Source organism: Rhodoferax sp. RT4P68, from assembly GCF_056521305.1.
The window spans coordinates 247479-263088 of sequence record NZ_JBWMBB010000008.1 but is presented as its reverse complement, the minus strand read 5'-3'; the positions used below and the strand labels follow the sequence as shown (position 1 = coordinate 263088).

At 64.8% G+C, this 15610-nt stretch carries 16 protein-coding genes; 2 read left to right on the top strand and 14 right to left on the bottom strand.

Features of this window, described 5'->3' with window-relative positions; translation table 11 throughout:
• Nucleotides 1–510 carry a YlcI/YnfO family protein gene (locus AC099J_RS18745; protein WP_479616848.1) on the bottom strand — a complete coding sequence of 170 codons (510 nt, stop codon included), beginning with the start codon at nucleotides 508–510 and terminating at the stop codon, nucleotides 1–3.
• Here AC099J_RS18745 and AC099J_RS18740 point away from each other — a divergent pair.
• Both AC099J_RS18740 and AC099J_RS18735 read left to right on the top strand, forming a co-directional pair.
• The gene (locus tag AC099J_RS18740) at nucleotides 509–724 is read left to right on the top strand and encodes a hypothetical protein (protein WP_479616795.1); all 216 of its coding nucleotides are present in this window, start codon (nucleotides 509–511) and stop codon (nucleotides 722–724) included. The two genes, AC099J_RS18745 and AC099J_RS18740, sit on opposite strands and share 2 nt — an antisense overlap.
• Nucleotides 717–1427, top strand: coding sequence for a hypothetical protein (locus AC099J_RS18735; protein ID WP_479616794.1), 711 nt, complete (start codon nucleotides 717–719; stop codon nucleotides 1425–1427). The genes AC099J_RS18740 and AC099J_RS18735 overlap by 8 nt, the downstream gene beginning before the upstream one ends.
• 151 nt (nucleotides 1428–1578) lie before the next feature.
• Here AC099J_RS18735 and urtE (AC099J_RS18730) read toward each other — a convergent pair whose 3' ends face one another.
• From urtE (AC099J_RS18730) to urtA (AC099J_RS18670), 13 genes are all read right to left on the bottom strand, one after another.
• Nucleotides 1579–2271 carry an urea ABC transporter ATP-binding subunit UrtE gene (urtE, locus tag AC099J_RS18730; protein WP_479616847.1) on the bottom strand — a complete coding sequence of 231 codons (693 nt, stop codon included), beginning with the start codon at nucleotides 2269–2271 and terminating at the stop codon, nucleotides 1579–1581.
• A 17-nt stretch (nucleotides 2272–2288) separates the two neighbouring features.
• Nucleotides 2289–3164, bottom strand: coding sequence for an urea ABC transporter ATP-binding protein UrtD (gene urtD, locus AC099J_RS18725; protein WP_479616793.1), 876 nt, complete (start codon nucleotides 3162–3164; stop codon nucleotides 2289–2291).
• Complete coding sequence (gene urtC, locus AC099J_RS18720) at nucleotides 3161–4306, bottom strand: urea ABC transporter permease subunit UrtC (RefSeq protein ID WP_479616846.1); 1146 nt, start codon at nucleotides 4304–4306, stop codon at nucleotides 3161–3163. Before urtC (AC099J_RS18720) ends, urtD (AC099J_RS18725) begins: the two co-directional genes overlap by 4 nt.
• A gap of 68 nt (nucleotides 4307–4374) precedes the next feature.
• On the bottom strand, nucleotides 4375–5919 hold the full coding sequence (gene urtB, locus AC099J_RS18715; protein ID WP_479616792.1) for an urea ABC transporter permease subunit UrtB: 1545 nt from the start codon (nucleotides 5917–5919) through the stop codon (nucleotides 4375–4377).
• A 165-nt stretch (nucleotides 5920–6084) separates the two neighbouring features.
• Nucleotides 6085–7353, bottom strand: coding sequence for an urea ABC transporter substrate-binding protein (gene urtA, locus AC099J_RS18710; RefSeq protein WP_479616791.1), 1269 nt, complete (start codon nucleotides 7351–7353; stop codon nucleotides 6085–6087).
• Nucleotides 7354–7505: 152 nt separating this feature from the next.
• Nucleotides 7506–7850, bottom strand: a complete 345-nt coding sequence (locus AC099J_RS18705; RefSeq protein ID WP_479616790.1) for an FmdB family zinc ribbon protein — start codon at nucleotides 7848–7850, stop codon at nucleotides 7506–7508.
• Nucleotides 7851–7944: 94 nt separating this feature from the next.
• Nucleotides 7945–8268 carry a hypothetical protein gene (locus tag AC099J_RS18700; protein WP_479616789.1) on the bottom strand — a complete coding sequence of 108 codons (324 nt, stop codon included), beginning with the start codon at nucleotides 8266–8268 and terminating at the stop codon, nucleotides 7945–7947.
• A 958-nt stretch (nucleotides 8269–9226) separates the two neighbouring features.
• Complete coding sequence (gene fmdA, locus AC099J_RS18695; RefSeq protein ID WP_479616788.1) at nucleotides 9227–10456, bottom strand: formamidase; 1230 nt, start codon at nucleotides 10454–10456, stop codon at nucleotides 9227–9229.
• A 25-nt stretch (nucleotides 10457–10481) separates the two neighbouring features.
• Nucleotides 10482–11171, bottom strand: coding sequence for an urea ABC transporter ATP-binding subunit UrtE (gene urtE / locus AC099J_RS18690; protein WP_479616845.1), 690 nt, complete (start codon nucleotides 11169–11171; stop codon nucleotides 10482–10484).
• Between the two features lie 33 nt (nucleotides 11172–11204).
• Entirely contained in the window at nucleotides 11205–11948 is a 744-nt protein-coding gene (urtD, locus tag AC099J_RS18685; protein WP_479616787.1) for an urea ABC transporter ATP-binding protein UrtD, read from the bottom strand.
• 18 nt (nucleotides 11949–11966) lie between these two features.
• Nucleotides 11967–13187 carry an urea ABC transporter permease subunit UrtC gene (gene urtC / locus AC099J_RS18680; protein WP_479616786.1) on the bottom strand — a complete coding sequence of 407 codons (1221 nt, stop codon included), beginning with the start codon at nucleotides 13185–13187 and terminating at the stop codon, nucleotides 11967–11969.
• A gap of 156 nt (nucleotides 13188–13343) precedes the next feature.
• Nucleotides 13344–14258 (bottom strand): urea ABC transporter permease subunit UrtB, encoded by a 915-nt coding sequence (gene urtB / locus AC099J_RS18675; protein ID WP_479616785.1) that lies wholly within the window; start codon nucleotides 14256–14258, stop codon nucleotides 13344–13346.
• A 67-nt stretch (nucleotides 14259–14325) separates the two neighbouring features.
• Nucleotides 14326–15579, bottom strand: coding sequence for an urea ABC transporter substrate-binding protein (urtA, locus tag AC099J_RS18670; RefSeq protein WP_479616784.1), 1254 nt, complete (start codon nucleotides 15577–15579; stop codon nucleotides 14326–14328).
• Nucleotides 15580–15610: the final 31 nt, after the last annotated feature.

Here is a 15610-nt window from a genome sequence, read left to right as displayed (position 1 = left end):
TCACAGCGGCTTCTGCTTGGTGCGCACGTCTTTCTTGAGGGCCGCTACCCGTCCGTTCAGCCGATCCCGCATGGCATGCATCGCATCGTCAGCGGCGTACAGCTCGCCCGTCTTTCGGGCTGTGGCCAGGGACGCACGGCCGCGGGCGATGAACTCTTGCTGCGCCTTGCGCCGACGTGCCGCGTCCAGGGTGGCTTTCTCGACGAACTGCGTGAGTGATTCGCCCTCGTGCAGCACGCTTTCGATCTGCGCGCGCACCGAAGGCGTGACCCGCACAGGGGGAAGGTGAGCGGTTTTCATGAGGCTCATCGTATTGCATTTGCTATGCAACTGCTGGTTCGAAACGACGAACCTGCGCAACACACGGCCGATGCCTCGATGGCTTGGGCTAGGGGCCGGCGTGTCAGGCGACCGAGGGCGACAGCGCCGATGGTGAAGCAGATGGACGAAGGGATCGCGCGGCACCTGCAGCGCAAGCTGCGCCTTCACGGCGACGTTTGACAAGCGCATGCGCAAGCTGGCGGGTGTGCGGTTGCCTTGCGCCGCGGAGACCAAGACCTGCCCGCGGTTCCCAATTCATGAGGCAACCATGCGCGTGGCTGCCGGCAGCCTGGGCAACCGACCGATGAGCCCGCAGGTGACTATGCACTGGCGGATTCTGATGGGCGGCAATCGGCACGAGACGGTCTCGCCAAAGGTGGCCAAAATTCAGCACGATGCTTGAGGACTACTTCTCCCTCCAACTGACGTTCGCGTCGCACTACGCTGGCGAAGCGATGGTGCCATTCGAGCTGGCTGTTGCGCGTTGCACGAACCTGCGCCGCAGACTGAATCTTTGGGGTCCGACGGGTGCCACGCGTTGGGACGCTTTTCTCTCTCAGATGCGCAAACTCGCAAACGATCCTTCCGCACTGCTCTGGACGTGCTGTGAATTTCATGAAAGCCGTCCCCACCCCGTCCCAGCTCGGTCGTTCGGATGCTTCTCCTACGAATCGCCAAATGCTGCAGGTGTCTTGCGTGTGCACTTCATACCACCGGAGGGCATCAGTGCAAGTCCCTTGGCGGCCGCAAGCATGCACACGAGAGCGGATGAACTCCGAGAGATGTTCTCGCACATTCGTCGCACCGAGCAACACGCCGAATCTGTGTTCGGCGTTTCCTGGCTTTACAACCTTGATGCGTACAAACGGTTGTTTCCCAGCGCGTACGTTGCGGCGATCAAGCCACCTTGGTTCCCGTTGCACTTGAACGGCAGCTCTACATGGGGCCAAGTGCTCAACTGGCGGCAGGACGTCAAGCCGACGATGAAGGGTGACTTGCTGCGCCGACTAAATCTCATGAAAGCAGAGGCGCCCTGGGAAGTCTTCCCTGTCCAAGCTTTGGCGGCCACCTGCGAGGTCCGGGCGTTCTACGAACTGCTCGCCTGACTTCCGAATGTCGGCCTTGGGCGCAAAGCCGGCGGGCAGGCTTGCGGCCTGCTCCGCTTTGCTTCGCTGACCCACTACCGCCGCCGCCACGCAGTCTCAGACGCTGGTGCGCAGCAGTGACCGAGAGGATGGCCAGTGCCCCCCCCGACCCTCAAATCGCCACCAGCTGCCGAATCCCCTCCTCCTGCATCTCGCTCCCCGGCCCGCGCGCGATGAACACGCCGCGCTCCATCACCAGGTATTCATCGGCCAGCTCTTCGGCGAAGTCGTAGTACTGCTCTACCAGCAGAATCGCCATGTCGCCCCGGTCCGCCAGCATCCGGATCACGCGGCCGATGTCCTTGATGATGCTGGGCTGGATGCCTTCGGTCGGCTCGTCCAGAATCAAAATCTTGGGCTTGGGCGCCAGCGCGCGGGCGATCGCCAGTTGCTGCTGTTGCCCGCCCGACAGGTCGCCACCACGCCGGTGCAGCATCTGCTTCAACACCGGAAACAGGTCGAACAGTTCGGCCGGAATCGGCGTGCTGCCGCTCTTGTAGGCCAGGCCCATGCGCAGGTTTTCTTCGACCGTCAGGCGCGCGAAGATCTCGCGGCCCTGGGGAACGTAACCCATGCCGGAGCGGGCCCGCTCATAGGGCGTGGTGCGTTCGATGGACTTGCCGTCGAACTCGATGCTGCCGGTCTTGATCGGCACCAGCCCCATCAGCGATTTCAGCAACGTGGTCTTGCCCACACCGTTGCGGCCCAGCAGCACGGTGACCTTGCCCAGCGCGGCCTGCAGGCTCACATCGCGCAGGATGTGCGAGCCGCCGTAGTACTGGTTGACGTTCTTGACGTTCAGGATGCTCATGTCGTTGGTCCTCAGCGCCCCAAATAGACTTCGATCACGCGTTCGTCCGCCTGCACTTCATCGAGCGTGCCCTGCGCCAGCACCGAGCCGTCGCACAGCACGGTGACGATCTCCGAGATGGTGCGGATGAAGCTCATGTCGTGCTCCACGACCATCAGCGAATGCTTGCCTTTGAGCGTCAGGAACAGCTCGGCCGTGCGCGCGGTTTCTTCGTCCGTCATGCCGGCCACGGGCTCGTCGAGCAGCAGCAGCTTCGGGTCCTGCATCAGCAGCATGCCGATCTCCAGCCACTGCTTCTGGCCGTGGCTGAGGTTGCCCGACAAGCGCCCCACGCTGTCGGCCAGGTGGATGGTGTGCAGGATCTCGGCCAGCCGGTCGCTCTGGCGCGAATCGAGCTTGAACAGCATGGACGACTTCACGCCCTTGTCGGTGGCCAGCGCCAGCTCGAGGTTTTCAAACACCGTGAGATGCTCGAACACGGTGGGTTTTTGAAACTTGCGGCCGATGCCCAGCTGGGCGATCTCGGGCTCGTTGTGACGCAGCAAGTCGATGGTGCTGCCGAAGAACACCGTGCCTTTGTCGGGCCGCGTCTTGCCGGTGATGATGTCCATCATCGTGGTCTTGCCGGCGCCGTTGGGGCCGATGATGCAGCGCAGCTCGCCGGGGGCGATGTCCAGGCTCAGCCCGTTGATGGCCTTGAAGCCGTCGAAGGAGCGGTGCACGTCCTCCAGGTACAGGATGCGGCCGTGCGTCACGTCCACCTCGCCCGGCGTGGCAATGCGCGAGAAGCCGGCCTCACGCCCGCCCGATTCGGTCTGGCCCGTCACGGGCGCCGCAGCGGTGCGCGCCCACCGTTTGGCGCCCTCTTCCATCAGGTCCGGCGTCATGCGCGCTCCTCCGCCCGGCCGCGTGCCGCGATCTTGCGCACCAGGCCCACCACGCCATGCGGCAGGTACAAGGTCACGCCGATGAAGATGGCCCCGAGGAAGTACAGCCAGTACTCGGGGAAGGCCACCGTGAACCAGCTCTTGGCGCCGTTCACGAGAAAGGCGCCGACGATGGGGCCGATCAAGGTGGCGCGCCCGCCAACAGCCGCCCAGATGGCGATCTCGATGGAGTTGGGCGGGCTCATCTCGCCCGGGTTGATGATGCCCACCTGCGGCACATACAGGGCGCCGGCCACGCCACACATCATGGCCGAGATGGTCCAGATGGTGAGCTTGTAGACCACCGGGTTGTAGCCCGAGAACATGACGCGTGTCTCCGCATCGCGGATGGCCTGCAGCACTCTGCCGAACTTGCTCTGCACCAGCCAGCGCGCGAACAGAAAGAAGCCCAGCAGCGTGAGCCCGGTGATGACGAAGAGCGTCATGCGCATCTGCTGCGTGGCGATCGGGATGTCAAGAATGCGCTTGAAATCCGTGAAGCCGTTGTTGCCGCCGAAGCCCGTCTCGTTGCGAAAGAACAGCAGCATGGCCGCGAAGGTCATCGCCTGCGTGATGATGGAAAAGTACACGCCCTTGATGCGCGAGCGAAACGCGAAGTAGCCGAACACGAAGGCCAGCAGCCCCGGCACCGCCACCACCAGAATCATCTGGGCGATGAATGAGCCGCTGAAGGTCCAGTGCCATGGCAGCTCCTTCCAGTCCAGAAAGACCATGAAGTCGGGCAGCTCGCTCTTGTAGTTGCCCTCCAGGCCAATCTGGCGCATGAGGTACATGCCCATCATGTAGCCGCCCAGCGCGAAGAACAGGCCGTGCCCGAGCGACAGGATGCCGGTGTAGCCCCAGATCAGGTCCATCGCCAGCGCGGCAATCGCGTAGCACATGATCTTGCCGACCAGCGCGACGGCGTAGTCGCTCATGTGGAACATGCTGCCGGGCGCGGCGACCAAATTCATCAGCGGCGCCAGCGCGCAGATGGCGATCAGCGCCACCAGAAAGCCGGCCCAGCCCTTGCCGCTGAGCAGCGGCGCGCGGCCCGGCAGCGTCACGCGCTCGGCGGGCAGGCTGGTCGCTGCGGAGACCATGACGCCGGCCTCGGCCGCCATCGAGCGTTCGATGGTCGTGGTGGGGGTGAGAGTGGGAGTGGTCATGTTCATGCCTCCGCGCTGCGGCCCTTCATCGCGAAGATGCCCTGCGGCCGCTTCTGGATGAAGACAATGATCAACACGAGCACCGCGATCTTGGCCAGCACGGCGCCGGCCCAGCCTTCGAACAACTTGTTCAGGATGCCCAGGCCCATGGCCGCGTAGACGGTGCCGGCCAGCTGGCCTACGCCGCCGACCACGACGACCATGAACGCATCGACGATGTAGCTCTGCCCCAGGTCTGGCCCCACGTTGCCGACCTGGCTCAGCGCGCAACCGGCCAGCCCAGCCACGCCCGAGCCCAGCGCGAACGCATAGGTGTCGATGCGCGCCGTGTTCACGCCCATGCAGGAGGCAATCGGCCGGTTCTGCGTGACGCCACGCACGAACAGGCCCAGCCGCGTCTTGCCGATCAGAAACGCCATGCCGCCCAGCACCAGCGCGGCGAACAGAATGATGAGCACGCGGTTCCAGGGCAGCATGAGGTTGGGCAACAACTCGATGCCGCCGCTCATCCACGAAGGGTTTTCCACGCCCACGTTCTGCGCGCCGAACAGCGTGCGCACCAGCTGCATCAGCATCAGGCTGATGCCCCAGGTGGCCAGCAGTGTTTCCAGCGGGCGGCCGTAGAGGAAGCGGATCACGCTGCGCTCCAGCGCCGCGCCGACCAGGGCCGCAGCCATGAACGACACCGGGATCGCGGCGACCAGGTACCAGTCGAAGGCACCCGGCAGGTACTGCTGGAACAAGCCCTGCATCACATAGGTGGCGTAGGCGCCGATCATCATCAGCTCGCCATGGGCCATGTTGATCACGCCCATCAGCCCATAGGTGATGGCCAGGCCCAGCGCCACCAGCAGCAGGATGCTGCCCAGGCTGATGCCGGTGAACGCCTGGCCCAGGCGCTCGCCCCAGACGAGGCCTTCGTCGATGCTCTTGATCGACGCTTCGATCTGCTTCTTGACAGCCGCGTCCTGCTCTTCGGCAAGGCGCTCGTTCAGCAGCAGCTTGGTGTCGGGCGTCTTGTTGTCGGCCAGCGCCTTGGCCGCGGCCAGGCGCTTGGCCGGGTCTTCGCTGCCCAAGAGCGAGGCCGAACGAGCCAGCTCCAGCTTGGCCTTGATCGCGGCGCTCTTCTCGATCGCCAGCGCCTTCTCGATCAGCGGCAGGCGCGCCTCTGACGGCGCCTTCAGCAGCGCGTCCACGGCGCCCGCGCGCACCGTGTCGTCGGGGTTGACGATCTGCAAGGCGGCCAGCGCGACGTCGAGCTCGCTGCGCATCAGGTTGTTGTTGATGACGTCTTCGGCGTCCTCGGGCACCTTCACCTCAGCGCCGGTGACGGGGTCAAACCCCTTGTCGTCCTTGATGACGATGGCCTTGTCCGCTGTCGTCTTGACCGCGTCGTCCGACAGTGCTTGCAAAAAGGCCGATGTCTTCTCGTCGGGCTGTTCCACGGCGGCGGTGACGGCCTTGGTGATGGCCTCGATGCGGGTCTCGGCCTCGCCGGCCGCCATCGCGTGGGCCTCGCCGTCCGTCAGTGCATGGGCGGGCAGCATGACCGCCCCCCACAGCGCCCACCCGGCGCACAGCATTCTTGTCCAGCGTCGCAATGGAACCTCCCTGAATCTCATCATGAAAGAAGGGGCGCCTGGGCGCGCCGCGAGGACTTGTTCGGCGTCGTCCCTGGGCCCCTTCTCGTGCCTGCCCGGTGCGGGCAGTGCTCACATCTTCTCGGGCTCGTCCTTCTTCTTGTCGTTGCCTTCGATGTAGGGGCTCCAGGGCTTGGCCTTCACGGGGCCGGGCGTCTTCCACACCACGTTGAACTGGCCGTCGGCCTTGATCTCGCCGATGAACACCGACTTGTGCAGGTGGTGGTTCTTCTCGTCCATCTTCGAGACGATGCCCGACGGTGCCTTGAAGGTCTGGCCCGCCATGGCGGCGATCACCTTGTCCACGTCCGTGCTCTTGGCCTTCTCGACGGCCTGCTTCCACATGTAGACGCCGATGTAGGTCGCCTCCATCGGGTCGTTGGTCAGCGGCTTGTCCTTGTGGCCGGCGATGCCCTTGGCCTTGGCGTAGTCGCCCCACTTCTTGATGAAGGCGGTGTTCTCGGGGTTCTTGATCGACTGGAAGTAGTTCCACGCGGCCAGGTGCCCGACCAGCGGCTTGGTGTCCACACCGCGCAGCTCTTCCTCACCCACGGAGAAGGCGACGACCGGCACGTCCTTGGCCTTCAGGCCAGCGTTGCCCAGTTCTTTGTAGAACGGCACGTTGGAATCGCCATTGATGGTGGAGACCACCGCCGTCTTGCCGCCGGCCGAGAACTTCTTGACGTCCGCGACGATGGTTTGGTAATCGCTGTGGCCGAACGGGGTGTACTTCTCGTCGATGTCCTTGTCGGCCACGCCCTTGCTCTTCAAGTAGGCGCGCAGGATCTTGTTGGTGGTGCGGGGGTACACGTAGTCGGTGCCCAGCAGCACCCAGCGCTTGGCGCCGCCGCCGGCCTTGCTCATCAGGTAATCCACTGCGGGGATGGCTTGCTGATTCGGCGCGGCACCGGTGTAGAACACGTTCTTGGACAGCTCTTCACCCTCGTACTGCACGGGGTAGAACAACAGGCCGTTCATCTCTTCGACCACCGGCAGCACCGACTTGCGCGAGACGGACGTCCAGCAGCCGAACATCACCGCCACCTTGTCCTGGCCCAGCAGCTGCTTGGTCTTCTCGGCGAACAGCGGCCAGTTGGAGGCCGGGTCGACCACCACGGGCTCGAGCTTCTTGCCCAGCACGCCGCCCTTGGCGTTGATCTCGTCGATGGCCATCAGCACCGTGTCCTTGAGCACGGTCTCGGAAATGGCCATGGTGCCGGACAGGCTGTGCAGCACGCCGACCTTGATGGTGCCGCCCGATTGGGCATGCACAGGCAAGCCCGCGAAGCCGGCCAGAGCGACGGCTGCAGTGACAGCCTTCAGGGTGAATCTACGTTGCATGGTGCTGGATCTCCGGATCGGTGGATGGGAAGTTGTCGTACGTTCCGCAGGCAGCAGGCCATGCGTAACAGACAGTCACGATCCTAGGGATGACCCGGGGTCCGGCATATACGCCGGGTGGCGTACGGCGCAGCCCATGCGCCGTCGCGAGATCAGTGGCTGATCATCCAGGGCCGTTTCGTTGGGAACGCCTTGGCACCGTTGGGCGCCGTCACCGTGGACGAGCGCTTGGCGCCGGGGCTGCAGCAACCACAGCCCGCCGGGTGCCGCATGCGCTGGTAGTCGCGCGAGCTCTTGGGCTCGTGCCGGGCGCGTTCGTTGACGTCCATGGCGCGCCGCGTGTCACCGGCCAGCAGTGCCAGCCGCGGCGCGCTGGTGAACACGCGTTGCGAAGCGGTGCCGCAGTCCGGGCAGGCGGCCGGTTCGTTGCGCTGGGTCAGCGTGCGGAAAGCGTCGAAGCCGCCGCAGCTGGGGCAGTCGTAGTCGTAGGTGGGCATCGGCAGGTCCGCTCTGTTGGAAGGTTCAGGCCATTCTGCGCAGGGCGGCCGCGCAGGGCACTACGTCAAATAACGTAGGCGGGGGCAGCCAGTTTCAGCCTTGCCAGACGCCGAAGCCATGCGCACGCAACCGGATGCCCAACTCCACCTCCATCTCGCGCGCGGCCTGGTAGGGCATGGGGTTGTAGCGCGCATACAGCGCAGGCAGCAGGCGCTCGCCATACAGCATCACGAAGCGGTTGGCCTGGATGCCGGCCTTGTGCTTGTCGAAGCGGATGTCGGGGTCCAGTCCGGTCATGCCGACGTAGACGAAGGGCTGGCCCAGTTGGTAATCGGGATTCGCACGGCGGAAGCGCGCGCTGTTCCACACCTGGTCGGCGAGCTGAACGACGTAGACGTGGTGGTGGGCGCGCGGCATGGATGCATCATGCCGCGAGCCGATCCTTGGGCTGACGTGCAGCGATGGTTGTCGCCGCTGCGTCCTGATTGGCTCCTGGTCCAACTTGTTCAATGCTGTGCCGCCGGTTCGATGCAGTGCGTCGGTTCGATGCGGTGCGTGGGTGGGCCGCCCGGCATGGGGCACCCCCAGGGCCGGCCCGGCTCAGCGCCCCTCGCCCAGGGGCTCGGGGTCCCCTGCGGTGCTCGCGGCATGGGCGCATTGCACAACTCGCACCACTCACTGCGTTCGTTCACCTCGAACAGGTGCAATGAGTCAGTTCACGAAGCGTGCTGCGCCGCCGCCCATGCCACTGCGCTCCTCGGCGCATCTGCAGGGCCGGCCCTGGGGGCACCCCATGCCGGGCTCGGTGCGGCTGACTCCGATATGCGGTGCTTGCTGGCAGGCCGTCGAGAAATCCATGCCGGGCTCCGTGCGGCTGATACCGGTGCGCAGTGCTTGAGGGCAGTCCGTCGAGCAGGCCTACTGATAGCCCGGAGAGCGAGCACGCGTCACGCGAGCCTGTCCCCCAGCAGCGCATCGGCCAACCGACGACGTAGCCTGGCCGGGGGTGACCGCCGTGGCCAACCTGTGGACGCGCCGAGGAGCGCAGGACTGCGGGCGGCGGCGCAGCACGCCTCGTGAACTGACTCATTGCACCTGTTCGAGGTGAACGAACGCAGTGAGTGGTGCGAGTTGTGCAATGCGCCCGCAGGCCGAGCACCGCAGGTTGCCCGAGCCCCTGGGCGAGGGACGCGTCCACCGGGCGGCCATGGCGGGCACCCCAGGCCGGGCGGCCCCCATGAGCCGGGCTCGCACCCCAGGCCGGGCGGCCCCCATGAGCCGGGCTCGCACCCCAACCGGGCGCGCACCCAACGCCGCAAGCGCCCCCATCCAAGACGCACCCCCGAAAGCCCGCAAAGCCCCCGAAAGCCAACCCTCAGACCAGATCCGGCGACAGCGGCATCTGCACCGACCCATCAATGAACTTCGTCGGCCCCGCCGCACTCGGGTTGATGTCGAACTCGAAGATCTGCGTCGGCAGCCACAGCGTGGCGCAGGCGTTGGGCACGTCCACCACCCCGCTGATGTGACCCTGCACGGGCGCAGTGCCCAGGATCGAATAGGCCTGCGCGCCCGAGTAGCCGAACTTCTTCAAATACTCGATGGCGTTCAAACACGCCTGGCGGTAGGCCACGTTCACGTCCAGGTAGTACTGCTTGCCGCTCTCGTCGACGCTGATGCCCTCGAAGATCACGTAGTCGTTGTAGGTCGGCACGATGGGGCTGGGCTTGAAGATCGGGTTCTTGATGCCGTACATCGCCATGCCGCCTGGAATGATGCTGACCTTCATGTGCACCCAGCCGGCCATCTCGATCGCGCCGCAAAAAGTGATCTCGCCATCGCCCTGGCTGAAGTGCAGGTCGCCCACCGACAGGCCCGCGCCGTCCACATACACCGGGAAGAAGATCTTGGAGCCGCGCGACAGATCCTTGATGTCGCAGTTGCCGCCATGCTCGCGCGGCGGCACGGTGCGCGCGCCCGTGACCGCCGCCTTGGCCTTGGCGTCGCCCGTCAGCTTGCCCATGTGGGCCGTGGCGACAAACGGCGGGTTGGCCAGGCCGCTGGTGGCCGGGTCGGAATCGATCAACGCTTGCTCGCGCGTGTTCCAGGTCTCCAGCATCTTCGGGTCGGGCAGGCAACCGATCAGGCCGGGGTGGATGAGGCCCGCGTACTTCACGCCCGGCACATGGCGTGAGGTGGTGAACATGCCGTGAAAGTCCCAGATCGACTTCTGCGCGAGCGGGAAGTGCTCGGTCAGAAAGCCGCCGCCGTTCTTCTTGCTGAAGAAGCCGTTGAAGCCCCACAGGCTGTCTTGCTTGGCGCCGATGTCCAGCAGCTCCACCACCAGCAGGTCGCCCGGCTTGGCGCCCTTCACGCCCACCGGGCCGCTCAGGTAGTGGACGGTCGTGAGATCGATGTCGCGCACGTCGTCGGCGCTGTCGTTGTTCTGGATGAAGCCACCCGTCCAGTCGTAGGTCTCCAGCACAAAGTCGTCGCCCGGGTTGACCCAGCAGGCCATGGGGATGTCGGGGTGCCAGCGGTTGTGCACGTTCTCGTTGCTGGGGGCCGGCTGGTTCAGGTCGACCTTGATCAGGGTTTCGGGCATCTCTGTTGCTCCTGGTTGTGAAAATCTAGACGGAGAGGTAGCGCTTGATGTGGGCGAGGTCGGTCTTCTCGCGCTCGGTCTCGTGCACGAGCCGGCCGCCCTCGATCACGAACAGCCGATCGGCCACGTCCATCGCAAAGCTCAGCACCTGCTCGGACACGACGATGGTGATGCCCTTCATGCGGCGGATCTCGTTCAGCGCCTTGGCGATGTCCTTGATGATGGAAGGCTGGATGCCTTCGGTCGGCTCGTCGAGCAGCAGCACCTTGGGGTTGGTGACGAGCGCGCGCGCAATGGCGAGTTGTTGCTGCTGGCCGCCCGACAGGTTGCCTCCCTTGCGCGCGCGCATGTCGAACAGCACAGGGAACAGCGCGTAGATCTCGTCCGGCACGCGCAGGCTGGGGCTGCTCTGCAGGCCGGTCTGGATGTTCTCTTCCACCGTCAGCGTGGGGAAGATCATGCGGCCCTGCGGCACATAGGCGATGCCCTTGGCGACGCGGCGAAAGCTCTCGTCCTTCGACACGTCCTGCCCCCCGACCGAGACCGTACCGCTCTTGAGCGGCAGGATGCCCATGAGGCTCTTGAACAGCGTGGTCTTGCCCATGCCGTTGCGGCCCATGATGGCGACCGTCTCGTTGGCGTGGCCAACAAACGAGATGCCGTGCAGCGCCTCGCTCTGGCCGTAGGCGACGTGGATGTCGTCGACCTTCAGGATGACATTGCTCATCTTGCGTTCCTTCGCGTCGCGTCAGTGGCCGAGATACACATCGATGACTTTGGGGTCGGCCTGCACCTGGTCCATCGGCCCTTCGGCGAGGATCTTTCCCTGGTGCATGACGGTGACCTTGTGCGCGATCTGGGCGACGAAATCCATGTCGTGTTCGATCACGATGACCGCGCGGTTGTCGCTGATGCGCTTGAGCAGCTCGGCCGTCAGCTCGCGCTCGCGCGAACTCATGCCGGCAATCGGCTCGTCGAGCATCAAGAGCTCGGGCTCCTGCATCAGCAGCATGCCGATCTCCAGCCACTGCTTCTGGCCGTGGCTCAGCAGGCCAGCCTCGGTGCCCAGCTTGTCGGCCAGGAAGATGTCTTCGGCGACGGCCTGCACGGCGGCCTTGATCTTGTCGGTGCACTGGAAGGCCAGCGCGCCGAACACCGAGCGGCCCGACGGGTACGACACCTCCAGGTTCTGGAACACCGTGAGGTTCTCGTAGATCGACGGCGTCTGGAACTTGCGGCCGATGCCTAGGCGCACGCGCTTGTGCTCGGGCATGCCGGTCAGTTCGGTGTTGTTGAACTTGATGCTGCCTGTGCTGGCCTTGGTCTTGCCGCAGATCAGATCGAGCAGCGTGGTCTTGCCGGCGCCATTGGGGCCGATGATCACGCGCAGCTCGTTCTTGTCCACATACAGGGTCAGCGTGTCGATGGCCTTGAAGCCGTCGAACGAGACGGTGAGGTCTTCCACGGCCAGGGCGAAGTCGGTGTTGCTCATTCAGATGCTCCCGGTGTTTCAGGCGCGCTGGCCGTGCAGGTCGGGGTCGGGCACTGCGGGGCCGCTGCCGGGCGCGGAGGCAGGGGCTGGTGCAACGGCAGCAGCCGCGTGCGGTGCAGACTTCGCTGCGGCCAGCTGCTCGCCATAGGCCTTGCGGGCCGCGCCACGCTCGCGCCACCAGGGGCGGATCTTGTCTTCCCACAGCCCGGCCAGCCCCATCGGGAAGGCCATCGTCACGCCGATGAACAACGCCGCCATCAGGAACAGCCACAGGTCCGGAAAGCTCTCGGAGAACAGCGTCTTGCCGGCGTTGACCAGCAGCGCGCCGTACACCGCGCCGACCAGGCTCATGCGCCCGCCGACGGCCGCGTAGATCACCATCTCGATGGAAGGCACGATGCCCACCAGCGTGGGTGACATGAAGCCCACCTGCAGCGTGAACAGTGCGCCGCCGATGCCCGACAACCCGGCGGCCAGGCAGAACGTGAACACCTTGAAGTTGGCCACGTCGTAGCCCGAGAAGCGCACGCGGTCTTCCTTGTCGCGCATGGCCAGAAGCAGCGTGCCGAGCTTGCTGGTCTGGATCCAGCGGCACAAGAGGATGCTGGCGATCAACAGCGCCACGCAGACGAAGTAGAGGATGACCTTGGCGCTGTCGGTGCGCGTGTCCCATCCGCCCAGCGTCTTCAGATCGGTCATGCCGTTCACGCCGCCGGTATAACCCTGCTGGCCGACGATCAGCACCGTGAGGATCAGCGCCACGGCCTGCGTGATGATGGCGAAGTAGACGCCGCCCACGCGCCGCTTGAACATCGCAAAGCTGATCAGCCAGGCCAGCGCCATGGGTACGGCCACCACGAGGATCAAGGTGAGCGGCAGGCTCTTGAATGGCAGCCACATCAGCGGCAGCTCGGTGATCTGGTTCCAGTCCATGAAGTCCGGAATGCCGGGCGTGGACTGGATCTTGGTGGTCTCCGGGTCCGAGGCTTCGAGCTTCAGGAACATGGCCATCGCGTAGCCGCCCAGGCCGAAGAACACGCCCTGCCCCAGGCTCAGCACACCGCCGTAGCCCCAGACCATGACCAGGCCGACGGCGACGAAGGCGTAAGTCAAGTATTTGCCGACCAGGTTCAGCCGGAACAGATCCAGCGACAGCGGCAGCACGACCGCGAGGAACACAGCCAGCAGCAGCACGCTGCCGAGCTGGTAGCGGTGGATCAGGGCTTTGATGGTGTCCATCTGTTGCTTCCAGTTCAAATCAAACGCACGACTTGGGCCGCACAACGGCACCAGGCCAGGAACACCGCGGAACCGGCTCTGCCGGGCCGCTGGTGTTGCTCCCTTGAGGGAGGATTCGGCTACACGCAGTGAGCAAGAAACGAGGGGGAGTCATGTTCAGCGTCTGACCTTGGAGGCGAACAAGCCTTGCGGCCGCATCATCAAAATCAACACGATGAGCGACAGCGTCAGTACCTTGGCCATCGATCCGGTCATGAAGAACTCGGTGATCGACTGCGTCTGCGCAATGCCGAAGGCCGAGACCACGGTGCCCAGCAGGCTGGCCGCGCCGCCGAAGGTGACGACCAGGAACGCATCGACGATGTAGAGCTGGCCCGAGGTCGGCCCGGTCGATCCGATGGTGGTGAAGGCCGCGCCCGCCACGCCGGCGATGCCGCAGCCGATGGCAAACGTCAGCCGGTCGGTCCGCATGGTGTCGATGCCGGTGGCGTTGGCCATCACCCGGTTGCTCACGGTGGCACGCACGCGCAGGCCCCAGCGGCTCTTGTGCATGGCCAGCAGCACGCCGCCGGTGGCCAGCGCCGTGAGCACCAGCACGAACATGCCGTTGATCGGAATGTCCACGCCCTCGATGGGTGCCCAGGCTCCCATCAGCCAGTCCGGCAGCGTGGGGCTGACCTCCTTGGGGCCGATGAAGGTGCGAAAGCACTGCTGCAGGCCCAGGCTCACGCCCCAGGTGGCTAGCAGCGTGTCCAGCGGCCGCTTGTACAGATGGCGGATCAACGCCCATTCCATGATCCAGCCGAAGAAAAAGGCGACGAAGAACGCCAGCACGATGGCGATCGGAAAGTACACGCCGATGGCGCCGGGCCAGTGGCTCTCGGTGATCGTCGAGGCCATGTAGATGGTGTAGGCACCGATGGCCATGAACTCGCCATGCGCCATGTTGATGACGCCCATCTGGCCGAAGATGATGGCCAGGCCCAGCCCCATCAGCAGGAGCACGGCGAACAGCGACAGGCCCGCGAAGCCCTGCATCAGGCCGATGTTGAACATGTCGGAAAGGGTCATGGCGTGGTCGCTCCCAGGTGGTGTCCGAACGCGCCCTCTCCCATGCCGGGAGAGGGCCAGGCCGTGCTTACTGGTAGCCCTTGGGGAACGGATCGGGCTTGATCAGTTCAGAAGATTCCGCGACCACCCTGAAGCTCGCGTCCTTCTGCCCCTGGCCGATGCGCGCCTTGCTCCACAGGTGGTGGTTGGCGTCCAGCTTCACATAGCCTTCGGGTGCGGTCTTGAGCTCGATGCCGGGCGATGCGGCGACGACCTTGTCGACGTCGAAGCTGCCGGCCTTCTCGACCGCGGCCTTCCACAGCCAGGGGCCGAGGTAGCCGGCCTGCGTCACGTCGCCGATCACCGCGTCTTTGCCGTACTTGGCCTTGAAGGCGGCGACGAACTTCTTGTTGTTCTCGTTCTCCAGCGACTGGAAATACTTCATCGACGAGTAGAAGCCGGCAAAATTCTCACCGCCCACGCCGGTCATCTCGTCCTCGGTCACCGACAGCGTCAAGAGGAACTGCTTGTCGCCCGTGATGCCGGCCGCCTTCAGCTGCTTGTAGAACGCCACGTTGGAACCACCGACCACGGCCGCGAAGATGCAGTCGGGCTTGGCCAGCTTGATCTTGTTGATCAGCGAGTTGAAGTTGGTGTGGCCCAGGGGGTAGTACTCCTCGCCCTTGACCGAGCCGAGCTTGCCCACCGTCTCGATGTGCTTGCGCGCGATCTTCATCGAGGTGCGCGGCCAGATGTAGTCGGAGCCGACTAGGAAGAAAGTCTTGGCCTTCTTCTCCTTGGCGCTCCAGTCCAGGCTCCAGATGATCTGCTGCGTGGCTTCCTGGCCGGTGTAGATGACGTTCTTGCTCTGCTCCAGGCCTTCGTAGAAGGTGGGGTAGTACAAGAGGCCGTTCTCTTTCTCGAACACCGGCAGCACGGCCTTGCGCGAGGCGCTGGTCCAGCAGCCGAAGACGCAGGCGGTCTTGTCGTTGACCAGCAGCTTCTTGCTCTTCTCGGCGAAGGTGGGCCAGTCGGACGCGCCGTCTTCCTTGATGACCTTGATCTTGCGGCCCAGGATGCCGCCCATGGCGTTGATCTCGTCGATGGCCAGCTGCTCGGCCTGGATCGAGCCGGTCTCCGAGATCGCCATCGTGCCGCTGGCGGAGTGGAGTTGGCCGACCGTGACTTCGGTATCGGTCACGGCCAGCTTGGTGGTGTTCACCTTGGCCGTGGGGAACTGCTGCGCCAGCGCGGCAGCCGACAGGCCGGCGAACGGCGACATGGCAGCCATCTGCAACATGCGCCGGCGCAGGACGGACTCGGGGCGGGGATCTGCGGACATGGACACTCCTATGGGTTGAACCGTTCGCGGC